The following is a 23,108-nucleotide window of genomic DNA, read 5'->3' on the forward strand; positions in this document are numbered from 1 at the left end:
CTGGCGGCCATCCTACGGACCGCCACTAACGCGACGTCAAAAATCATTCCAGATGATTTTTTTGGAGACACGACATGAGCCAGGTCAAGGCGATCATTGGACTGGGCAACCCCGGCGCAGACTACGCAGCCACCCGACACAATGCCGGCGCCTGGCTGGTACAGGCCGTGGCACGGGCGGCCGGTGGCGAGCTGCGCCTGGAAAAGAAGTTCCTGGGCCTGCACGCCAAGGTCCATCTGGATGGTCAGGAAATGCACTTGCTGGAGCCCACCACCTTCATGAACCGTAGCGGTGGTGCCGTGGCCGCGCTCTGCCAGTTCTTCAAGCTTTCCCCTGACGAGCTGCTGGTGGCTCATGACGAGCTCGACATGCCGCCGGGCACAGCACGCTACAAGACAGGTGGAGGTCACGGCGGGCACAACGGCCTGCGCGACATCATCAACGCGCTGGGCAACGACAGAGCCTTCCATCGGCTGCGCATCGGCATCGGCCATCCCGGCGACAGCCGTCAGGTGACCAACTACGTGCTCGGCCGTCCCGGCAAGGCGGAGCTTGCCGCCATCGATGACGCCATCGACGAGTGCGTTGCCACGCTTCCCCAGGCCGCTGCCGGCGACTGGGCGAAGGCCATGAATCGGCTGCACAGTTTCAAACCATAAGACGGAAGAGCCTTGGTCACCGATGCCTTCCTCTTCCAGGCACGAAGCGCCGATCTTCTCTCTTCAAGCGGCGCAGCCGCGTCTTACGGCTTACAGCTCTGTCGAGTAGAATACTCGCCACTTTCCACTCGCGAACACGCTTTCCAGGACACTCCCATGGGTTTCAACTGCGGTATCGTCGGCCTGCCCAACGTCGGCAAGTCCACGCTGTTCAATGCGCTGACCAAATCCGGCATCGACGCCGAGAACTTCCCCTTCTGCACCATCGAGCCCAATGTGGGTATCGTGCCGATGCCCGACCCGCGCCTCGACAAGCTGGCAGAAATCATCAAGCCTCAGAAGGTGATACCTACCACCATGGAGTTCGTCGACATCGCCGGTCTGGTGGCCGGTGCCTCCAAGGGTGAGGGATTGGGCAACAAGTTCCTGGCCAACATCCGCGAGACTCAGGCCATCGCCCACGTGGTGCGTTGCTTCGACAACGACAACGTGATCCACGTCGCCAACCAGATCGACCCGCGTGCTGATATCGAGATCATCAACATGGAGCTCGCGCTGGCAGATCTCGACACCGTCGAGCGTGCCATCCAGCGCCTGGTACGTGTGGCCAAGGGCGGCGACAAGGAGGCCATTGCCACCAAGGCGATCCTCGAGCGCATCCAGCCTCATCTGGCCGAGGGCCTGCCATTGAGAAGCGTCGGCCTGAACGACGACGAGCAGCGCCAACTCAAGAGCTTCGGCTTCTTGACGCTCAAGCCCACCATGTACATCGCCAACGTCAACGAGGACGGTTTCGAGAACAACCCCTACCTCGAGGTGGTCAACGAGATGGCCGCCGATGAAGGCGCGGTGGTGGTGCCGGTATGCAACCAGATCGAGGCCGAGATCGCCGAGTTGGAGGATGAGGAGCGCGCCATGTTCCTCGACGAGATGGGCATGGAAGAGCCAGGGCTCGACCGGGTGATCCGCGCCGGCTATGCCCTGCTCGGTCTGCAGACCTACTTCACCGCCGGCCCCAAAGAGGTGCGAGCCTGGACGGTGAAGGTGGGCGCCACTGCCCCCGAAGCCGCCGGCGTGATCCACACCGACTTCCAGAAGGGTTTCATCCGCGCCGAGGTCATCGCCTACGACGACTTCGTCTCGCTAGGTGGCGAACAGGGCGCCAAGGACGCCGGCAAGTGGCGCCTGGAGGGCAAGGAGTATATCGTCCAGGACGGTGACGTGATCCACTTCCGCTTCAATGTATGATGCCAGAAGGGCTTGACCCGACTGGGCAGACTCCCTAGAATGCGCCCCCGTTGTTCGGCTACGTAGCTCAGCTGGTTAGAGCACATCACTCATAATGATGGGGTCCCCTGTTCGAATCAGGGCGTAGCCACCAGATACCGAAGCCAAAAAGCCCGCCTGGTTCGCCAGGTGGGCTTTTTTGGCTTCGGGCTTTGGTCGGCCAACCTGGCTTGCAGCTCGGGGCCTAGCGTCAGGCCAGCTCGGCACGATTGCAGAATGCAGTGAGTACCCGTGTCAGATACTCCACATCCCGGGCGCCGGCGGTCTCGCGAATCGAGTGCATGGCCCACTGGGGCACACCCACGTCCAGGGTCGGCACCCCGAGCTCAGTGGCGGTGATCGGCCCGATGGTGCTGCCGCAGCCCATGTCAGCTCGGGTCACGAAGCTCTGCACCGGCACCTCGGCCGCGCGGCAGAGGTCGCGAAACAGCGCCGCCGTGGCGCTGTTGGTGGCATAGCGCTGGCTGGCATTGACCTTGATCACCGGCCCGCCGTTGAGCAGCGGGCCGTGGGCGGCATCGTGCTTGTCCGGGAAGTTGGGGTGCAGGGCATGGGCGTTGTCGCAGGAGATAAGCCGCGAGGCCTGGATCAAGCGAATGAAGGCCTCGTCGCCGGGCTCGCCGAGCTGAGCATTGACCCGCCGAAGCACGTCACCGAGGAAGGGCCCCTGAGCGCCGCAGGCGCTGGCGCTGCCCACCTCTTCATGATCGTTGGCCACCAGCACCGCTCCCTGACGACCGTCGCTCTCCAGCAGCGCCTCCAGGCCGATGAAACAGGAAAGCAGGTTATCGAGCCGGGCACTGGCGATCAGCTCGCCGTCGACGCCGACCCGAGCCGGCGGCTGCATGTCGCGAAAGGCGAGCTCGAAATCGAGAAGCTCGACCTCTTCGAGGCCGTGCTGCTCGACGATCCAGCGTTTGAGAAAACGTTCGAGATCGGGCTGTCCCCCGCCCTGCAGGAAGACCGGCGCCATCTCGGTCTGGGCATTGATGGCGCGGCCATTGTTGGCCTCGCGATCCAGGTGGATGGCCAGGCTCGGGATGATCGCCAGTGGCTGCTCGACGTCGAGCAGCACGCCCTCGATGCGGCCGTCAGCATGGCGCAGGTGCACCCGCCCAGCCAGCCCCAGGTCGCGATCGAACCAGGGAGCCAGCAGGGCCCCGCCATAGACCTCGACACCGAGCTGAAGCCAGCCCGCCGCACTCTGGGCGGGATTGGGCTTGAGGCGCAGGCCGGGGCTGTCGGTATGGGCTCCGATCAAGCGCAGCGCCGCAAGCCGCTCGCGAGGCAGCTGCAAAGCGATGAGTGAGGAATCATTACGCGTGACGTAGACACGCTCGCCGGGAGACAGACGCCAGGCATCGGTCTCTTCGAGATGCCGGTAGCCGGCCTCCTCCAGTCGCCGAGCCATGTTGGCCGTGGCATGCCAGGGCGTGGGGGATCGGCGCAGGAAATCGAGCAGTCGCTCGAGTCGGGCATCCTGGGACATGTAATTCCTCTATCGCGGGGCGTTTCAGGGGTCTTGGCAGCACGATCAAGCTGATATACTGCGCTTTCTGTCCATGCAACTCGTCAGCCGGGGCGGAGTCTGGGTAGGTATCAAGTGTACACGAATCGGGGAGTGCTTCATCGATGAGCCAGTTAGTCACCCTTGGACGTTCGACGGTCCTGGCCCTGCTGCTGGCCACCACGCCGATACTGGCCGCAGTTGAGCCGAGCGATGCCCAGCGCCAGGTGGCCTCGGAAGTGGCCGAATCGCTGCGCTATGGCCATTACGCGGATATCAGTCTCGACGACGACTGGTCGGAGCAGGCCTTCTCGCGCTTCCTGGATATCCTCGATAGCCAGCGGGCCTTCCTGCTGGACCGCGACGTGGGCGCCTTCAGCGACCTGGCAGCGGGCATGGACGAGGCGCTGCTCGACGGCGACCTGACACGCCCCTTCGCCCTCTATCAGCGCTATCACGACCGCGCCGAATCACGCTTTCAATGGCTGCTGGAGCGGCTCGACGAAGGCGTCAACTTCGCCTTCGACAGCGAGCAGCGCCTGGAACTGGAGCGTGAAAATGCCCCTTGGGCCGGCCAGCAGGAGACCCTGGATGAGCTGTGGATGAAACGGCTCAAGAACGCGGCCTTGACCCTGACCATCAGCGACCAGGATGCCGAGCAGGTAGAGGCCAACCTGCGCCAGCGCTACGAGGGACAGTTGTCTCGCCTGAGCCAGACCAACGAGAGTGATGTCTTTGGACTCTTCATGGCCGCTGTAACCGGCAGCATCGACCCTCACAGCGAATATCTCTCGCCACGCCAGGGTGAGTCCTTCGACATCCAGATGCGTCTCTCGCTGGAGGGCATCGGTGCCCTGCTCCAGGCCGACGGTGAATACGTCAAGGTATCGAGCCTGGTCCCGGGCGGCCCCGCCGAACGGGCCGGGGCCCTGCAGCCGGCCGACCGCATCGTCGGCGTGGGCCAGGAAGGCGAAGAGATCGTCAACGTTGTGGGCATGCGCCTCGACGAAGTGGTCGACATGATTCGTGGCCCCAAGGGTTCGGTGGTGCGCCTCGAAGTGGTGCCCGCCCAGGCCGTCGATATGACGCGCTCCACGGTCATCGAGATCACCCGCGACACCGTGGACCTGGAGGACCAGGCCGCCCAGGGCGAGGTCATCGAGATCGAACGGGACGACGGCATCCATCGCCTCGGCGTGATCGAGATTCCTACCTTCTATGTCGACTTCGATGCCTGGCAGGCCGGGGAGGAGGACTACCGCAGCACCACCCGCGACGTGGCCAAGGAGGTTGAACGACTCCAGGCCGAGGGCGTCGAGGGCATCGTGCTCGACCTGCGCAACAACGGCGGCGGCGCCCTGCAGGAAGCCAACTCACTGATCGGCCTGTTCATCGACCGCGGCCCCACCGTGCAGGTCCGCGATGCCCGTGGCCGCATCAGCCTCTATGGCGACACCGAGAGCGGCACTCTCTACGACGGTCCCCTGGCCGTGCTGGTCAACCGGCTATCGGCCTCGGCTTCCGAGATCTTCGCCGGCGCCATCCAGGACTACGGTCGTGGCCTGGTGGTGGGCACCGATACCTTCGGCAAGGGAACGGTCCAGACCCTCAACGAGCTCAGCCATGGCGAGATCAAGCTGACCCGGGCCAAGTTCTACCGCATCTCGGGGGCAAGCACCCAGCATCGTGGCGTGGAGCCGGACATCCGTTTCCCGAGCCTGATCGATCCGGAGCTGATCGGCGAGAGCAGCCTCGACAACGCCCTGGAATGGGATACGGTGCGCGAGGTGCAGTATCGCACCTACGGCGAGCCCCGCCAGTACCTCGATACCTTACGCAGCCGCCATCAAGAGCGTGCCGCACAGCACCCGAACTTCCACTACCTCGAGCAGCAGTCCGAACTGGTCAGCCGCCTTCGCGAGCAGCACACCAGCGTCAGCCTCAATCGTGAGCAGCGCCAGCGCGAGGTGGAAGCCCAGGAGGCCGAACAGCTCGCCCTCGAGAACGAGCGGCGACGCGCCCTTGGCCTGGACCCGCTGGATGAGTGGATCGATGCCCGCGACGGAGAGAGCGCCGACGAGGAGCCAATCGACCGCGCCCAGATCATGGAAGCGGCTCAGATCCTGCTCGACTACACCCAGCTCAAGGGCACCTGGCAATTCGCTGAACGCAACTGACTAATGCAACTGACTAACGCAACTGGCTAACGACGCCGGGCCCCAGGGTCCGGCGCTCTCTTGGCTCCATCACAATACCGTATGAACGGTCAGGCCAGACGCACGGGCAACCGCAGGTAACGAGGCAATGAAACTCGGGAACGACGACATCAGTCGCTCGGCAATGAGCCAAGAAACAGTAGAAGCAGAAAAGGATAATCGCTGGATAAATCTGGCTCCCCGAACAGGACTCGAACCTGTGACCCAGTGATTAACAGTCACTTGCTCTACCAACTGAGCTATCGGGGAATGATGGAGGGTAACGCGGAGAATACGGCAGCAATCAGGAGCGGTTGGCTCCCCGAGCAGGACTCGAACCTGCGACCCAATGATTAACAGTCATTTGCTCTACCAACTGAGCTATCGGGGAATGACCGCATGCCGCAATGTGCTTGTCGATTGACGAGATCCTTCGCCGAATGAGCGAATCTGGCTCCCCGAGCAGGACTCGAACCTGCGACCCAATGATTAACAGTCATTTGCTCTACCAACTGAGCTATCGGGGAATGACCTCAAGCACGGGACGTAGTATACGGATCGGTTCCGCAAGGTCAAGCAGGGATTGGCATTTCACCCACTCGCCGGCGCTACCTGACGCCAATGCAAGACGCCCGCCGGGCATCGACCTGGCGGGCGTCTTCGAATGTCCTGGTGGCTACGCCCTGATTCGAACAGGGGACCCCATCATTATGAGTGATGTGCTCTAACCAGCTGAGCTACGTAGCCTTATCAACAGCTTGCCCGACCGCAGCCGGGCAACGGGGTGGGATTATGCACGCGGGCCTGCTGCATGGCAAGCCCGCGCGAACACTCACGCCTCGATATCGAGGGCACGCTTGACCGCCGGCAGTGCCGGCTCGCCCTCGCGGGTCTCGACACCCTCGAGCCAGATCTCCAGGATCTCGGGGTTGGCCTGCAGATAGGCACGGGCGGCATCACGGGGATCGGCGCCCTCGTCCATGATCTCAGCCATCAGCTGGTTCTCCATCTCGAGGGTAAACTCGAGGTTTTCCAGCAGCTCACCAACGTTGGCGCACTCCTCGACGAAGCCGGCACGGGTATTGGTGTAGACGGTGGCACCCCCGAGGTCAGGGCCGAAGTAGTCATCGGCGCCACCCAGATAGGCCATGTCGAAGTTGGTGTTCATGGGATGCGGTTCCCAGCCAAGGAACACCATCCACTGTTCCTCAGGTGCCCGGGCACTCAGCTCGGCGAGCATGCCGGCTTCACTGGAATCGATCAGCTGCCAGCCGCCCAAGCCGAAGGCGTCGTCATCGATCATCTGCTGGATCAGCTGGTTGCCGTCGTTGCCGGCCTCGATGCCGTGAATACTGCTGTCGAACCGCTCGGCATGCTCGGCGAGGTCGGCCACCGAAGTGACGCCGGCATCATGAACGTATTGAGGCACCGCGAGGGTGTACTTGGCACCTTCCAGGTTGGCGCCCAGGCGATCGACATCACCATCCTCGACGAAGGGGTCGCTGATGGAGGCCATGGAGGGCATCCAGTTACCCAGGAAGACGTCGAAATCGTTGTTCTTCATGCCCTGGTAGGCGATAGGCACGGAGACGGTGTCGATACGCGTCTCATAGCCCATGGCCTCCAGCACCTCGGTGGTGAGGGCGGTGGTCGCGGTGATGTCGGTCCAGCCGACTTCAGCGAAACGCACGTTCTCGCAGCTCTCGGGAGCAGCGGCCTGCAGTGGCGACGTGGCGATCCCGATAGCGGCAGCGCTGAGACCCAGGGGACCCAGGGTAAGTCGACGATTCAGATTGCGAATGTCCATGTAGGCATTCCTCCGGTTGGACGTGAAGTATAGACGCGATAGCGATGCTAGCGGTCGAAGGCTGAATTTACCCGCCCTTTATTGATTGAACGTTCAATAAAAAAATGGCAACCTGTGAACATGGTAACCATGCTTCATGTGGTAGTTGCAAGATCATTTGCCCGGGAAAGGAGTCAGCAACGGTGCCCAAGGTTGGAATGGAACCCATCCGCCGCCAGCAGCTGATCAAGGCCACCATGGCGGCGATCGACGAGGTCGGCCTGGCCGATGCCACGGTGATGCGCATCGCCCGCCACGCGGGCGTTTCTGCCGGCATTATTAGCCACTACTTTGGCGGCAAAGACGGCCTGCTGGAAGCCACCATGCGCCAGATCCTCTGGGACCTGGGCGAAGCGGTGGCGGCACGGCGGCGCGAGCTCATCACCCAGAATCCTAGAGACCATATCGGCGCCATCATCGACGGTAATTTCGACCGCAGCCAGGTCACAGGTCCAGTGGCCAAGACCTGGTTGGCCTTCTGGGCCAGCAGCATGCACGAGCCAGAGCTGGCACGCCTGCAGCAGGTCAATGACCGTCGTCTCTACGCCAATCTCAGTTACCAGTTTCGACGCGCAATGCCTCGCGACGAAGCCCGCGCCTGTGCCCGCGCACTGGCCGCCCTGATCGACGGCCTGTGGCTACGCGGTGCCCTGACCCTCGAAGGCCTGGACAGCGACGAGGCACGACGCCTGGCCCGGGACTACCTCGATCGCCTGCTCGACACTCAAGACACCCTTTCTTCTTTCTGAATGGAGGTCACCATGACATCCCTCGACATCCAGACCCTCTACATCGACGGCCGTCGCACGGCCGCCACGTCCGGCAAGACCTTTGCCGTTGTCAACCCCTTCGACGGTTCGCGGCTTGCCGAAGTACAGCAGGCCGCCGAGGCCGATCTGGATGCCGCCGTGGCCGCGGCCCGCAAGGGCCAGCGTACCTGGGCGGCGATGACCGGCATGGAGCGAGGCCGCATTCTCAACCGCGCGGTGGCCCTGCTCCGTGAACACAACGACGAGATCGCCGAACTCGAGACCCGCAACACCGGCAAGCCGATCAGCGAGACGGCCGCGGTGGACATCGTCACCGGCGCCGACGTCCTCGAGTACTACGCCGGCCTGGCCACCGCCATCGAGGGCAGCCAGATCCCGCTGCGCGAGGATTCCTTCGTCTATACGCGCCGCGAGCCGCTTGGCGTGATCGGTGCCATCGGTGCCTGGAACTACCCCATCCAGATCGCCTGCTGGAAGAGTGCCCCGGCGCTGGCCGCCGGCAACGCCGTGGTCTTCAAGCCCAGCGAAGTCACCCCGCTCACCACCATGCGGCTCGCCGAAATCTTCACCGAGGCCGGGCTGCCCGACGGCGTCTTCAACGTGATCCACGGCGACGGCAGCGTCGGCGCCCTGATGACCGGCCATCCCGGCATCGACAAGGTCTCCTTCACCGGCGAGGTCGGCACCGGCAAGAAGGTGATGGCTGCCGCCGGAGGCTCCACCCTCAAGGACGTGACCATGGAACTGGGCGGCAAGTCACCGCTGATCGTCTTCGCCGACGCCGACCTGGACCGCGCCGCCGATGCCGCCATGATGGCCAACTTCTATTCCAGCGGGCAGATCTGTACCAACGGTACCCGGGTGTTCGTCGAGGGCACGGTAAAGGAAGCCTTCGAGGCAAGAATTGCCGAGCGCGTGGCGCGCATCAAGGCCGGCGACCCGCTGGACCCGAGCGTCAACTTCGGCCCCCTGGTGAACTTCGAGCACCAGGAAAAAGTGCTCTCCTACATCGCGCTGGGCGATCAGGAAGGCGCCAGGCTGCTGGCCGGCGGTGATGCCTGGAATCAGGGCGAGAGCAGCGGGATCGATTGGTCGAAAGGCGCCTGGGCGGCCCCCACGGTGTTCACCGACTGCACGGACGAGATGCGCGTCGTGCGCGAGGAGATCTTCGGCCCGGTGATGGCGATCCTGGCCTTCGACGACGAGAAAGAGGTAATCCGTCGCGCCAACGATACCCACTACGGCCTGGCCGCCGGTGTCTTCACCGAGAGCCTCAACCGCGCCCACCGGGTGATCCACCGCCTCGAGGCCGGCATATGCTGGATCAATACCTGGGGCGAGTCCCCCGCCGAGATGCCGGTGGGCGGCTACAAGCAGTCCGGCGTGGGCCGCGAGAACGGCCTCGAGACCCTGGCCCACTACACCCAGACCAAGTCGATCCAGATCGAAATGGGCCCCTTCGAGTCGGTGTTTTAAGGAGATCCCATGTCAGAGATCCGTGAATTCGACTACATCATCATCGGTGCCGGGTCGGCCGGCAACGTGCTGGCCACTCGCCTGACCGAGGACGAGGGCGTCTCGGTGCTGCTGCTCGAGGCAGGCGGTCCCGACTACCGCTTCGATTTTCGCACCCAGATGCCGGCCGCGCTGGCCTATCCACTGCAGGGCAAGCGCTACAACTGGGCCTTCGAGACCGACCCCGAGCCATACATGGAGGGTCGACGCATGGAGTGTGGCCGTGGCAAGGGGCTGGGCGGCTCCTCGCTGATCAACGGCATGTGCTACATACGCGGCAACGCCCTGGACTACGATCACTGGGCTGAGGCGCCAGGCCTCGAAGACTGGACCTACGCCGATTGCCTGCCCTACTTCAGGAAGTCCGAGAGCCGCGACATCGGCCCCAACACCTACCATGGCGGCGACGGGCCGGTGAGCGTTACCACGCCGAAAGAGGGTAACAACCCGCTTTACCGGACCTTTATCGAGGCGGGCAAGCAGGCCGGTTACCCGGAGACCGAGGACGTCAACGGCTACCAGCAGGAGGGCTTCGGCCCCATGGACCGCTTCGTCACGCCGAACGGCCGTCGTGCCTCCACGGCTCGCGGTTACCTGGACCAGGCCAGGGGAAGGCCGAACCTGACCATCGAGACCCACGCCCTCACCGACGTCATCGAGTTCGAGGGCAAGCGGGCCGTGGGCGTGCGCTATTTTCTCAAGGGCGATCGCAAGGGGGGGATGCGCCAGGCCCGCGTCCGCCACGAGGTGCTGCTGTGTGGCGGGGCCATCGCCTCGCCACAGATCCTGCAGCGCTCAGGCGTGGGCAATCCCGAGCACCTCGCTGCGTTCGATATCCCCGTGGTCCAAGATCTCCCTGGGGTGGGTGAGAACCTCCAGGACCATCTGGAGATGTATATACAGTACCACTGCACCCAGCCGATCTCGCTCTATCCGGCGCTGAAGTGGTACAACCAGCCGAAGATCGGTGCCGAGTGGCTCTTCCTGGGCACGGGCGTGGGGGCGAGCAACCAGTTCGAGGCGGCGGGCTTCATCCGCTCCAATGACCAGGAAGCGTGGCCCAACCTGCAGTACCACTTCCTGCCCATCGCCATCAGCTACAACGGCAAGAGCGCGGTCCAGGCCCACGGCTTCCAGGCGCATGTAGGCTCCATGCGCTCGGAGAGCCGCGGGCGCATCCGCTTGACCTCCCGGGCCCCCGAGGCGGCACCGTCGATCCTGTTCAACTACATGTCCACCGACAAGGACTGGCAGGAGTTCCGCGATGCCATCCGCCTGACCCGCGAGATCATCGCCCAACCCGCCTTCGACCCCTATCGCGGCCGTGAGATCTCCCCGGGCCCTGAGGTGCAGTCAGACGCCGAGCTGGATGCCTTCGTCAAGGCCCACGCCGAGACTGCCTATCATCCCTGCGGCACTTGCCGCATGGGCGAGGACGACATGGCCGTGGTAGACGGCCAGGGTCGGGTACACGGCCTCGAAGGGCTGCGGGTAGTGGACGCCTCGCTGTTCCCGGTGATTCCCACCGGCAACCTCAACGCGCCGACCATCATGCTCGCCGAGAAAATCGCCGACCGCATCCGCGGCCGCGAGCCGCTGCCGCGCTCGGATGCCCCCTACTACGTGGCCGGTGATGCGCCGGCACGCGAGGAACCCCAACGCCGGCTCGACTGAAGTTGCCACTCACTGCCTCGGCACCACTGCGCCCTGCCCTGCCCTGCAGCGCGGGGCGTTTTTTGGATGCCAGACAGTCGCAGATGACTACCACGCTCGAGGCTTTTCCGGCGACAGGCCTACGAGGGGGCGCTGTGAACCCCTCCCTGGGCGCTACCGACGCCCTGCTTCGCTCTCGCGTCCCGCTCCGCTTGCAGGTCCGGTGCTGGCCATCCATGGCCAGCCCGTTCGGAGCAGTGCTCCTCACCCCTGGCGTAGACATGATGGATTGACCTGCCCCTCCTCAACGTCGTGGGTTACGTTGAGGTTGGGCAACAACACAGAGCCACTATTGAGGGAGGCAGGTCATGACACAGTCTAACGCAACTCAGCAGGCCGTTGTGGAACGCACGGTCGCCGAGCGACTCAGCGCCGCCAGCGACGTCCACGCCGCCTATATCGGGCTGGACGTCCACAAGGCCACCATCGCCGTTTCCATCGCCGAGGCGGGGCGACATGACCCCGAGTTTCGCGGGGAGATCCCCCATGACCCCAAGGCCATCGACAAGCTGATTCACCAACTGAGTGATCGCTTCGACGGGCAGCCTCTGCTGTTCAGCTATGAAGCAGGGCCCTGCGGCTACGGGGTCTATCACCAGGTCCTGGCTAGCGGGCATGACTGCGAGGTCGTCGCCCCCGCACTGATCCCGCGCCGCAGCGGGGATCGGGTCAAGACCGACCGCCGCGATGCGCAGATGCTGGCCCGCCTGTCGCGCTCCGGCGAGCTGACGCCGGTGTGGGTGCCCACTCCCGAGCAGGAGGCGATCCGCGACCTGACACGGGCCCGTGAGGATATGAAAGCGATCGAGCTCAAGGCGCGCCAGCGGCTGGGCGCCTTCCTGCTGCGCCATGGCAAGGTCTATGGCGGCAAGAGCAAGTGGACCCAGGCGCACTTCCGCTGGCTGGAGACGGTCCGCTTCGATTCTCCCGTTCAGCAGATCGTGCTGGAGGAGTACGTCGCGGCCGTCAAGGAGGCCCAGCGCCGCGTGGCCGGCCTGGAACAGCAGATGACAGCGGCCCTGCCGAGTTGGTCGTTGGCCCCGGTGGTCGAGGCGTTGATGGCGATGCGCGGCGTGGGCCTGATCACGCCGATGACGGTGCTCGCCGAGCTCGGCGACATCAGCCGCTTCGACTCGCCGCGCCAGCTGATGGCCTATCTGGGCCTGGTGCCCAGCGAGCACTCCAGCGGCGGCAGCCGGCGGCAGGGCGGCATCACCAAGACCGGCAACGGCCATGTGCGACGCGTGCTGGTAGAGACCGCCTGGAGCTATCGTTTCCCGGCACGCAAGACACGCATTATCCAACAGCGCGCCGAGCAAACCTCGCCGACGGTCCAGGCCATCGCCTGGGAGGCACAGAAACGCCTGTGTGGCCGCTACCGGCAGGCTGGCGGCCACAGGCAAGGTCAAGCAGCAGGTCACCACCGCGGTGGCGCGAGAGCTGGCTGGCTTCCTGTGGGCGATCGCCTGTGAGGCGATGGGCAAACCGCACGGCAGCCGAGCCACGGCATGATGACCACGTGTCCCCAGTGTCTACGGGTCAGGGAGCGTCGGGCCGGTAGGAGAACCCCTGGCGGTCCTATGAGGCCCCCACCCTCCGGGGTGGGGTGACCCTCGAGCGTAGAGCAGGGTAGCTCCGCGACGAAGTGATGACAGGTCGGTACCCAACCCACGAATACCAGAGAGATCCACCGTCGCTGATAGCCCCTCGCTTCCTGATCCGTAGGCATTGAGGACGACCCCATGAAATAGAGACAACTCAGCCCTTGACGGGTCAATCCATACCAGGACCCCCTCTACAGCCTGTCCCCGGCGCCTCTCGCTCTTGCTGAAACCTTGACTACGAATCATGCCGCTGGCCGGTTGCAACAAAGTGGGCTAGTCTGCAAGAATTCAAACATCTGTTCGAACTCTTGCGTTCCACAATAACCGGAGTCACGCCATGCTCACTCTGATCCTGCTGATCGCGGCCCTAGCCGGCCTGCTCGTCGTGATGCGCCGCGAGGCGGGCGCCCTGCCCGCCCTCGGTGTGCTCGCCATCACCGGCCTGGCCAGCCTGCTATTCGCCTCATCCCTGCTGGGCGTGCTGCTGCTGGCAAGTGCCGCCGTGGTGGCAGCGGCCGGCCTGCCGGCGTTGCGCATCCGCTGGCTTTCGCCTCGCCTCTTCGCCCTGTTCAAGAAAGTCGCGCCCCGGGTCTCGGAGACAGAGCGCATCGCGCTGGAGGCCGGCACGGTGGCCTGGGACGCAGAGCTCTTCACCGGGCGCCCCGACTGGCAGGCGCTGCTCGACTACCGCGACGAGGGGCTCACGGAGCAAGAGCAGGCCTTTCTCGACCACCAGTGCAGCGTGGCCGCGGGCATGTGCAACGCATGGGAAATCGCCCGGGAGAGCGCCGACCTGCCCCAGGAACTATGGGAATACCTCAAGCGGGAAGGTTTCTTCGGCATGATCATCCCCAAGGCGTACGGCGGCCTGGGCTTCTCCGCCAAGGCGCAGTCGCTGGTCCTGCAGAAGCTCTCGGTCAGCGAGACGCTGATGGTCACCGTGGGGGTACCCAACTCCCTGGGTCCGGGCGAGTTGCTGCTCAAGTACGGCACCGAGACACAGAAGGACCACTACCTGCCGCGGCTGGCCGACGGACGCGAAATCCCCTGCTTCGGTCTGACTGGCCCGCGTGCCGGTTCTGACGCCACCGCCCTGCCCGACACCGGCGTGGTGTGCCGGCAGGAGGTCGATGGCGAGGAGGTACTCGGCCTGCGACTGAACTTCGAGAAGCGCTGGATTACCCTGGCACCCATTGCCAGCGTCGTGGGGCTGGCCTTCAGGCTCTTCGACCCCGATCACCTGCTGGGTGACGAGAGCGATCGCGGCATCACCCTGGCGCTGATCCCGCGCGACACCGACGGCATGGAGATCGGGCGCCGCCACCACCCCATCGGCAGCCCCTTCCTCAACGGGCCGATCAAGGGCCATGATGTCTTCGTGCCGCTCGATACCATCATCGGCGGGCCCGAGATGATCGGCCAGGGCTGGCGCATGCTGGTGGAGTGCCTCTCCATCGGGCGTTGCATCACCCTGCCCTCCGGCGCCACCGGCACCGCCCGCTATGCGGTGGGCTGGAGCGGCGGCTTTGCCCGTATCCGTCGCCAGTTCAACGTGCCGGTAGCCGAGATGGAGGGTGTCCAGGAGCCTCTGGCGCGCATGGCCGCTCTGGCCTACGTCTCCCGTGCCGCGGTCTACCAGACGGCCAACACCATCGACCACGGCGAGAAGCCAGCGGTGCCCTCGGCGATCCTCAAGAGCCAGCTCACCGAGTTCCAGCGCCAGACTCTCGGCGACGCGATGGACATCCACGGCGGCAAGGCGGTGACCCTGGGGCCACGCAACTACCTCGGCATCGGCTACAGCGCCAACCCGGTGGCCATCACCGTGGAAGGCGCCAATATCATGACCCGCAACCTGATGATCTTCGGCCAGGGTGCCATACGCTGTCATCCCTATGTGCTGGAGGAGCTGGCCGCCAAGGATGCCGACGACCTGCAGGCCTTCGACCGCGCCTTCTTCGGGCACGCCGGGCTGGTTTTCGGTAACGCCGCCCGTGCCCTCACCCAGGGACTGGGGCTCGGTCGACCGGGCTCCCCTTTCGACGAGGTCGCCGCTCCCTATGCTCGCGACATCGCCCGCCTCTCCGCCGGCTTCGGACTCTGCGCAGATGCCGCCATGGCGAGCCTCGGCTCGAGCCTCAAGCAGCGTGAGATGCTCTCGGCCCGCCTGGGCGACGTGCTCTCCAACCTGTATCTCGCCTCGATGACGCTCAAGCAGTGGCACGAAGGCGACAAGGTCGAGGGCGAGGCCGCCCTGCTGCACTATGGCTGCCGTTTCCTGCTGGGTCGCGCCGAGCAGGCCTTCGACGAACTCTTCGACAACCTTCCGAACCGTGCTCTGGGCAGGGTGTTGCGCATTGTCGTGATGCCCGCCGGACGTCGCTGGAAACGCCCTCAGGATGACCTGACCCGGGAGATTGCCCAGTCTGTCTCCCGAGACACGGCGCTTCGACACTACCTGCTGGAAACCACCTGGCAGGAGAACGACGGCAGCCGGGATAATCCGCTCGCCCACTACAATGCCCTGCTGGTCACTCAGGAACGGGCCGAGAGCCTCTACCGCAAGGTCAACAAGGCCCACGCCAAGGGCGAGTTGCCGGAGGAAGCACTCCACCCCGAGCAGAAGGTGGAGGAAGCCGCCAAGGCCGGTCTGATCAGCGAGGAGGACGCCACCTTTATGCGCGAACGGGAAGCCGAGGTGCTGGAACTGCTCAGTGTGGACGACTTCGAGTACGACGCCTTCGTCACCGACAAGTCGAAGGTGCTGCGCCACAACGCCGTCTGACGCCCCCTCCACGAGCATACGCCCCGGCCATGTGCCGGGGCGTTTTACTTCTCTTATTCGAGTGTTACACGCGGCTATTCCGGAGATAAATCTCATTTACCCAGTTGGCTAATGTCCTAGCCAGATAGCGGCCACACCAGCAATATCATCGGTATGGCCACCGCCAGCACCACCAGTGAAAGCGGCAGCCCCATTTTCCAGTAGTCCCTGAAAAGGTAGCCGCCCGGCCCCATCACCAGGGTGTTGGACTGGTGGCCAATGGGCGTGAGGAAGGCACAGGAGGCGCTGACTGCCACGGCCATCAGGAAGGGATCCATCGAGACATCGAAGCCCTGCGCCAGGCTGACAGCGATGGGCGCCATCAGCACGGCGGCCGCATTGTTGTTGACGATATTGGAGAGCGTCATGGAGATGATGAAGAGGCCCGCGAGCGTGATCACGATGGGCCAGTCGGCCCCGAGAGTCAGCAAGGTATCGGCGATCGATTGCGCGCCACCGCTGGTCTCAAGTGCTTCCCCCACGGGGATCATGGCGGCCAGCAGCACGATCACCGGGCCGTCGATGGCCTGGTAGCCCTCGCGCAACGGCAGGACACCCGCCAGAAGGGAGAGCAGGGCCGCACTGGAGAGCGCGATCGCGGTCGGCAGAAGATCGAGGATCATTGCGACGATGGCCACCGCGAAAATCCCCAGGGAGAGCCACAGCCTGGGCGGTTCTCCCGTGGGGAGATCGCGCTTGACCAGGGGCAGACAGCCGAGCGTCGCCAGGCTCTCGGTAAGCCTGCTCTCCCCTCCCTGCAGCAGGACGACATCGCCGGGTTCGAAGCGTATCTCGTGCAGGCGTTTCTTCAGACGGGCACCCTCACGGGCCACTGCTACCAGGTGCAGGCCATACTGGTTGTGGAGACCCAACTGCCGAACACTTCGATTGACCATCATCGAATCTCGACGCACGACCGCTTCGATGAGCTGGAGCCCTTCGGTATCGATGACGCGTTGATCGTCCTCCTTGTCCTTGTCCTTGTCCTTATCCTTGTCTTCGTCTTCCGCCACATCCGTGCGGGATGCCGCCTCGTCGGGCTCGCTCTCTTCCTTGTCTTTCTGCCTTTCTCTCTCTTCCTTTTCCCGTTCTTCCTGTTCCTTCTCCTGCCTTTCTTTCTCCTCCTCGAGTTCCGCCTCGGCACCCAGCGACAGACCTGCCTTGTCCTCGAGCTGCTTCATCTCGTCGGGGCCCGCTTCCACCATCAGGGCGTCGCCCTCCTTGAGGGGGCCATAGAACTCGTGCCCCGCCCAGCGCTGGTCATCCCGAATCACGGCCAGTACCGGAATGGTCTCGTCCAATTCGTGCTGTAGCTTGTTGAGTGTCCAGCCGTTGGCCTTGGAACCCTCTCTCACCTTGACCTCGAGCAGATAGTTCGCAGTATCGAACATCTCCTCGGTCGAAGCCTTGCTGGCTCGCATGGGCACCAGCCGCCAGCCCAGGAGCACGATGAAGGCCAGTCCCGAAAGCGCGACCACGGCACCCACCGGGAAGAAGGAAAACATGCCGAAACTCTCGCCGAGCATGTCATTGCGGAAACTGGAGATGATGATATTGGGAGGGGTACCGATCAGGGTAGTCAGACCGCCCAGCAGCGAACCGAAGGCCAGCGGCATCAGCAGCAAGGAGGGCGAGGTGTCGTGTTCGCGGGCCACCCGCATGGTGACCGGCAGCATCAATGCCAGAGCGCCCACATTGTTCATGAAGCCGGAGAGCACCACCACGGTGGCGGTCAGGGCGATCAGTTGCAGGAAGAGTCGATCGCCGACCTTCAACACCTTGTCGGCGATCACGTCCACCACGCCGGAATATTCCAGGCCACGACTGAGTACCAGCACTGCCGCCACCGTGATCACCGCCGGATGACCGAAGCCGCTGAAGGCTTCCTTGGCGGGCACCAGGCCCAGTATCACCGAGCTCAACAAGGCGGTGAGCGCCACCAGATCATAGCGAAAGCGTCCCCAGGCGAAGGCGGCCAGGGTCAACCCGAGAACAATGAAGACCAGCGTGCTGTCGGCCATGACACCTCCCTGTGTATTCGTGGTAACTCAAGCACACCAGCAGCCTGACAGAAAATCCAGCCCTTTCTCGCTGTCCAGAGATGAAGAACCCGGCCGAGGCCGGGTTCCACGAAAACGAACCGGTCGCGTTGTCTACTTCCTGGCCATCTTCTCCAGCATGGCGTTGACGGCGTCGAGGTGCTCGGGCTCGTTATGGCACATGCCCTGGAAGGTCGCACAGAGATCGAGGAAGTCGGGCAGTTCCATACGGCTGCCCATCTTCATCAGTCGCTTGGTCAGGCGTGTCGCCTTGGGCGGCTGGGCCGCCATCTGCCCGGCCATCTCGCCGACCCGCTCGAGCAGCGCCTCGGGCTCGGTGACCTCCAGCACGATGCCATACGACTTCGCCTCCTCGGCATCGATCACCCGCCCGGAGAGCGTCAGCTCGAAGGCACGCTGGTAGCCGATCAGGCGCTGCATGAACCAGGCGCCGCCGTCGCCAGGGATGATGCCCAGGTTGAGGAAGGTCTCACCAAATTTTGCGCGGCTGGAAGCAATGCGAACGTCGGCCATATTGGCCAGATCGAAGCCAGCGCCGATCGCCGGGCCGTTGACCGCAGCGATGATGGGTACCTCTACACCCTGCAGGGCCAGCGGGATGCGCTGGATGCCGCGCCGGTAGCGGCTGGCGACCTCGGCCACGTCCCCGGCAAAGTCACCGCCGCGCTCGGCCATGTCCTTGACGTTGCCCCCCGCAGAGAAGGCCGAGCCCGCCCCAGTGATGACCAGCACGGAGACCTCGTCGGTGGCATTGACCCACTCGGCCACCGTCACGATGTCATCGACCAGGGCGGTGCCCGTCAAGGCATTGCGCACGTCATGTCGATCCAGGGTCAGAGTGGCAACCCGCCCCTCCAGGCTCAGGCGTGCATCGATGAGTTGCGGCCGGGTCAAGTCCATCGGCGGGCTCCTTCGTTCGAGATATCGGCATCGCACTCGACGATGACGTCAGCATATCCACCGCACCGGGCGGCTTAGCGGCCGTCGGCCGATCGCTATGGCTCGGCGAATGGCAGGAGGCCGGTGCCCCGACGCACCTCGAAGACATTCAGCGTCATGGCCACCAGCGCGTAATAGCCGAAGACCCCCACCAGTTCGACCACCGCCGGCTCCCCGAAGGCCGCCACCGCCTCGGCATAGAGCGCGTCGTCGACACGACGCGTGGTGTACAGCGTCTTGCCCAGGCGATAGACCAGCGCTTCGTCGTCGCGCTCGAAGGCGGGTTCCCGCCCCTCCCTCAGCGCCTCGATCACCGCCTCGGTGACGCCCGCCTCGCGAGCGATGGGGGCATGAATCTGCCACTCGGCCTGGGACTGCCACCAGGCCGCGGTGAACAGGATCGCCAGCTCCGTCAACCGCGTCTCGAGCCGAGTCCCGTATCGGCAGAAGGCACCGAGTTGCTGGGCATGATCGGCCAGTTCGGGACTATGGATCCAGGCCAGGAAAGGGCCGTCCAGGTTGCCGCGGGGGCCACTCTGGATGGCGTCCAGTACACGGCGCTGCTCGGGCGCCATGCTGGTCTCGTCCAGAGGGGAGAGGCGGGAGTCGATCGCCATCGGACTGGGCTCCATTAAGCGTGGTCGAAGACGGTTTTCAGGGACGCATCGAGCTTGTCGACGATCTCGTCCAGGTGCGATTCGTCGAGGATGAAGGGCGGGGCCAGCAGGATATGGTCGCCCCGGCGCCCGTCCAGGGTACCGCCCATGGGATAGCACATCAGGCCATTGGCCATGGCCGTGCGCTTGATCGCCGCATGCAGCTTGCGGGATGGGTCGAACGGCGTCTTGTGGCTCCGGTCGGCCACCAGCTCGAGCCCCCGGAACAGGCCCCGTCCGCGGATGTCGCCGACGTAGGGGTGCTCGCCGAAACGGGCCTCCAATCGCTGCTGGAGCCCCTCGCCCAGCAGAACGACGCGCGACAGCAGGTCACGCTTCTCGATGGCCCGCTGGACCGCCAGAGCGGCGGCGCAGGCAGTGGCGTGACCGATGTAGGTGTGCCCGTGCTGGAAGAAGCCAGAGCCCTCGGCGATGGCCTGGCGAATGGAACCGCTCACCAGGGTCGCGCCAATAGGCTGGTAACCGGCCCCCAGGCCCTTGGCGATGGTCATCAGGTCCGCGGTCACGCCCTCCTGCTCGGCGGCGAACAGGCTGCCGGTTCGGCCCATGCCGCACATCACCTCGTCGAGAATCAGCAGGATGCCGTGCCGATCGCAGATCTCGCGCACCCGCCTGAAGTAGCCCGGCACCGAAGGAACCGCACCCAGGGTCGCGCCGACCACCGGCTCGGCGACGAAGGCCATCACGTTCTCCGGCCCCAACGACTGGATCTCGGCCTCGAGCTCTGCGGCCAGCCGCTCACCGTAGGCCTCCGGGGTTTCGCCGGGGGCCTGATCCCGATAGGCGTAGCAGGGGCTGACATGATTCACCTCGACCAACAGCGGCTCGAACTGCTGCCGACGCCAGGCGTTACCGCCGGTCGCCAGCGCCCCCAGGGTGTTGCCGTGATAGCTCTGGCGCCGCGCAATAAGATGCTTGCGCTGGGGCTCACCTCGCTCGATGAAGTATTGGCGCGCCAGCTTGAGAGCCGCTTCCACCGCCTCGGATCCCCCCGAGACGAAATAGACGGAGGAGAGGCCCGCCGGCGCGCGCTCGACCAGGAAGTCCGCCAGGGCCTCCATCGGCTCGTTGGTGAAGAAGGAGGTGTGGGCGTAGGCAAGCCGTCCGACCTGCTCACGTATAGCCTCGATCACTTCGGCATCGCTGTGGCCCAGGCAGGACACCGCGGCGCCCCCGCTGGCATCCAGGTAGCGGCGCCCCTCGGCATCGATCAGGTAGGGACCGTCGCCGGCCACGGCGGTAGGATACTGTTGCTGCAGATGACGGTGGAATACGTGGCTCATGCTGACCTCACACGGGGTTTTACAAATCAGAATGTCTTTTCTTAAGAAAGGTAAATAATTTTTTGCAGCGAGTCACGGATGCACCCGATGGGGCTTAGGTGAACTAGCTTAACGGCTCCTGGCGATGGCGATAGGGGCCGAAGAGACAGGCCAGCAACAGCAAGCCCCCGGACAGAGTGGCGATCATGCCGGCCGCACTCAACGAAACGCCGAACCCCATCCAGCCTGGGCCGTAGCCTGCCAGCACATAACCCAGCACCGCAGACACCACGGCGATCAGCTGGCTCAAGGCGACCTGGAGGGCGAGACGATTGGTCATCAAGCGGGCGGCGGCGGCGGGACAGATGAACATGGCAATGACGATGATCGCCCCGACCGCTTCGAAGGCGGCAATGGCGGCCACGGCCACCATCAGTACCAGCAACAGGCCGACCAGCGTCGGGCGTGCACCGACGCTGGCGGCGAAGTCCGCATCGAAACTGGCCAGCACCAGGCCGCGGCGGAAGACCACGACGAAGACAGCCACCAGCGCCCCCATCCAGGCCACTCGACCCAGTTGCGGCGGCAGGTCGGAGAGGGCCCGCGGATCGACCAGCGAGGCGAGGCTGGTGCCCTCGAACCAGATCAGGCTCTCCAGGTTGCCGTAGAGAGCGTGTTCCACATCCAGGTGGACCGTACCCACCTCATTCCACTCCAGCATCAGTACGCCCAGAGCAAACAGGCTCGTGAAGACCACGCCCATGGCCGCGCTGTTCTCCACACGCCCCAGGCGACGGATCAGCTCGATCATCGCCACGGTGAACAAGGCCGACACTCCGGCCCCCAGCATCATTGCCGAGGAGGCCAGGGTCCCGGTGAGCAGGAAGCTCGCCACGATACCCGGCAGCGCGACGTGGCTGATGGCGTCACCGATCAGACTCTGCCGGCGCAGCACCAGGAAGTTGCCTAACAGGGCGCAGGACATGCAGATGATGATGGCGACCGTCAACGGCACCAGGCTGAACATCAGGAAATCGCTCATGGGTGCGTCTCCCTACGCGACATCAGCCGGTTCTCGAGCACCATGATGGTATCCGGCGAGAGTACTCGCTCGATCGGCAACAGGCCGCGGTGATCGAGCTGTGCGGCATCCTCCGGATAATAGCGCCGGTGAAGAGCCCAGAGCCGCTCCTCGTGTTCGGCATCCCGAGCCGCGGCCCAGCCGGACGGTGTCGCGACCCCATCGCGGCGAATGAGGCCCTGACGCCGAAGCACCTTCATGGTCAGATCGTCGAAGATCGCCTCGTCACGGGCCAGTGCAAGCAGCCCCTGACGCAGGTGAACTCGCCGCTTGAAGCGATGGTGGGCAATCAGGGTAGCCAGGATGCCGCGCCGCGGCGAGAGCAGGAAAGAGATCAGGAAGAGCACGAAGGAGGCCAGCACCACCAGGGGGCCGGTGGGCAGCCCTTCGCGAACGCTGGACAGGGTGACGCCGAGATAGCCGGCCAGGGCGCCGATCAGTGCCGCCAGGGCCACTACGCGAAGCGGCCGATCGGTCCAGAAACGACCGGTCACCGGCGGGATGATGGTCAGCGCGACGATCAGGATCAGGCCGGTGATCCGCAGCCCGATCACCACCACCGCCAGCAGCAACAGCATCAGCAGCATATCGACTCGCTGGACCCGGACCCCGTTGGTGGCGGCGAAGACGGGGTCGAAGCAGACCATCAGGAAGTCCCGACGCATGACGATGATGCCGACCGCCAGCAGCAGGGAACAGAGCGCTATCAGTTGGGCTTCGGCCGCCAGCATGCCGGCGGTGGAGCCGACCAGGTAGCCGGTCAGCCCGGCCTGGCCGGACACCGCCAACGACTGGATGACGGTGAGCAAGACCACGCCCAGGCCGAAGAAGGTGGAGAGCACGGCGCCGATGGCGGCATCCTCGCCCAGCCGCGTGCGGTGGCTGATGGCCTGCACCGCCCAGAGCCCGGCAGCGGCGCTCAGTCCAGCGCCGACCAGCAGGCCCGGCATCCAGCGTCCATCGCCGAACACCAGCGCCATCAGGATGAAGGCCAGGGCCAGACCGGGAAGGGTCGCATGACTGATCGCATCGCTGACCAGGGAGCGCTTGCGCAGCAACACGAAGCTGCCGATCATGCCGGCACCGCCCCCGAGCAGCATCGCCCCAAGGGTTACCAGGCTGGTATTGTAGCCGGCATCGAAGATCAGGGCGCGCCACCAGGCTTCCAT

At 64.5% G+C, this 23,108-nt stretch carries 15 protein-coding genes, 5 tRNA genes and 1 pseudogene; 9 read left to right on the forward strand and 12 right to left on the reverse strand.

Translation table 11 applies throughout. The features are described from left to right. The first annotated feature begins 74 nt into the window (after window positions 1-74). From pth to U5L98_RS12635, 3 genes are all read left to right on the forward strand, one after another. Window positions 75-659, forward strand: a complete 585-nt coding sequence (gene pth / locus U5L98_RS12625) for an aminoacyl-tRNA hydrolase (RefSeq protein ID WP_322558633.1) — start codon at window positions 75-77, stop codon at window positions 657-659. A gap of 156 nt (window positions 660-815) precedes the next feature. Beyond that, window positions 816-1,907, forward strand: a complete 1,092-nt coding sequence (gene ychF, locus U5L98_RS12630) for a redox-regulated ATPase YchF (RefSeq protein WP_322558634.1) — start codon at window positions 816-818, stop codon at window positions 1,905-1,907. A 56-nt stretch (window positions 1,908-1,963) separates the two neighbouring features. After that, window positions 1,964-2,040: transfer RNA gene (locus tag U5L98_RS12635), tRNA-Met, on the forward strand. Between the two features lie 96 nt (window positions 2,041-2,136). Here U5L98_RS12635 and U5L98_RS12640 read toward each other — a convergent pair. Continuing rightward, complete coding sequence (locus tag U5L98_RS12640) at window positions 2,137-3,435, reverse strand: M18 family aminopeptidase (protein ID WP_322558635.1); 1,299 nt, start codon at window positions 3,433-3,435, stop codon at window positions 2,137-2,139. Window positions 3,436-3,578: 143 nt separating this feature from the next. Between U5L98_RS12640 and U5L98_RS12645 the strand changes: the two genes are divergently transcribed. Next, window positions 3,579-5,630 carry a carboxy terminal-processing peptidase gene (locus U5L98_RS12645; RefSeq protein ID WP_322558636.1) on the forward strand — a complete coding sequence of 684 codons (2,052 nt, stop codon included), beginning with the start codon at window positions 3,579-3,581 and terminating at the stop codon, window positions 5,628-5,630. 212 nt (window positions 5,631-5,842) lie between these two features. Here the strand turns inward: U5L98_RS12645 and U5L98_RS12650 are convergent. From U5L98_RS12650 to U5L98_RS12670, 5 genes are all read right to left on the reverse strand, one after another. Further along, window positions 5,843-5,918 (reverse strand) — tRNA-Asn (locus tag U5L98_RS12650). Between the two features lie 45 nt (window positions 5,919-5,963). Continuing rightward, a tRNA-Asn gene (locus U5L98_RS12655) sits at window positions 5,964-6,039 on the reverse strand. Window positions 6,040-6,099: 60 nt separating this feature from the next. Next, window positions 6,100-6,175 (reverse strand) — tRNA-Asn (locus tag U5L98_RS12660). A gap of 143 nt (window positions 6,176-6,318) precedes the next feature. Continuing rightward, window positions 6,319-6,395: transfer RNA gene (locus U5L98_RS12665), tRNA-Met, on the reverse strand. Window positions 6,396-6,480: 85 nt separating this feature from the next. Next, the gene (locus U5L98_RS12670) at window positions 6,481-7,455 is read right to left on the reverse strand and encodes a choline ABC transporter substrate-binding protein (protein ID WP_322558637.1); all 975 of its coding nucleotides are present in this window, start codon (window positions 7,453-7,455) and stop codon (window positions 6,481-6,483) included. Between the two features lie 182 nt (window positions 7,456-7,637). Here U5L98_RS12670 and betI point away from each other — a divergent pair, with 182 nt between their 5' ends. From betI to U5L98_RS12695, 5 genes and pseudogenes are all read left to right on the forward strand, one after another. Further along, complete coding sequence (gene betI / locus U5L98_RS12675; protein ID WP_322558638.1) at window positions 7,638-8,243, forward strand: transcriptional regulator BetI; 606 nt, start codon at window positions 7,638-7,640, stop codon at window positions 8,241-8,243. A 12-nt stretch (window positions 8,244-8,255) separates the two neighbouring features. Next, a complete protein-coding gene (gene betB, locus U5L98_RS12680) occupies window positions 8,256-9,740 on the forward strand; it encodes a betaine-aldehyde dehydrogenase (protein WP_322558639.1) in 1,485 nt (494 codons plus the stop codon). 9 nt (window positions 9,741-9,749) lie between these two features. Further along, window positions 9,750-11,453 (forward strand): choline dehydrogenase, encoded by a 1,704-nt coding sequence (gene betA / locus U5L98_RS12685; RefSeq protein ID WP_322558640.1) that lies wholly within the window; start codon window positions 9,750-9,752, stop codon window positions 11,451-11,453. Window positions 11,454-11,833: 380 nt separating this feature from the next. Continuing rightward, a pseudogene (locus U5L98_RS12690) lies at window positions 11,834-13,004 on the forward strand (IS110 family transposase). Window positions 13,005-13,433: 429 nt separating this feature from the next. Then, window positions 13,434-15,881: an acyl-CoA dehydrogenase gene (locus U5L98_RS12695; protein ID WP_322558641.1), complete on the forward strand. Its 2,448-nt coding sequence runs from the start codon at window positions 13,434-13,436 to the stop codon at window positions 15,879-15,881. Window positions 15,882-15,997: 116 nt separating this feature from the next. On the opposite strand, the gene U5L98_RS12700 is transcribed toward U5L98_RS12695, so the two are convergent. From U5L98_RS12700 to U5L98_RS12725, 6 genes are all read right to left on the reverse strand, one after another. Then, window positions 15,998-17,941, reverse strand: a complete 1,944-nt coding sequence (locus U5L98_RS12700; protein ID WP_322558642.1) for an SLC13 family permease — start codon at window positions 17,939-17,941, stop codon at window positions 15,998-16,000. A 132-nt stretch (window positions 17,942-18,073) separates the two neighbouring features. Then, entirely contained in the window at window positions 18,074-18,880 is an 807-nt protein-coding gene (locus U5L98_RS12705) for an enoyl-CoA hydratase-related protein (RefSeq protein ID WP_322558643.1), read from the reverse strand. A 95-nt stretch (window positions 18,881-18,975) separates the two neighbouring features. Further along, window positions 18,976-19,536, reverse strand: a complete 561-nt coding sequence (locus U5L98_RS12710; protein WP_322558644.1) for a carboxymuconolactone decarboxylase family protein — start codon at window positions 19,534-19,536, stop codon at window positions 18,976-18,978. A gap of 14 nt (window positions 19,537-19,550) precedes the next feature. Continuing rightward, window positions 19,551-20,879 (reverse strand): aspartate aminotransferase family protein, encoded by a 1,329-nt coding sequence (locus U5L98_RS12715; protein ID WP_322558645.1) that lies wholly within the window; start codon window positions 20,877-20,879, stop codon window positions 19,551-19,553. Between the two features lie 103 nt (window positions 20,880-20,982). Then, entirely contained in the window at window positions 20,983-21,900 is a 918-nt protein-coding gene (locus U5L98_RS12720; protein WP_322558646.1) for a metal ABC transporter permease, read from the reverse strand. Next, on the reverse strand, window positions 21,897-23,108 hold the full coding sequence (locus U5L98_RS12725) for a metal ABC transporter permease (RefSeq protein ID WP_322558647.1): 1,212 nt from the start codon (window positions 23,106-23,108) through the stop codon (window positions 21,897-21,899). Before U5L98_RS12725 ends, U5L98_RS12720 begins: the two co-directional genes overlap by 4 nt.

The organism is Halomonas sp., from assembly GCF_034520545.1.
In the GTDB taxonomy this organism is placed as follows: Bacteria; Pseudomonadota; Gammaproteobacteria; order Pseudomonadales; family Halomonadaceae; genus Halomonas.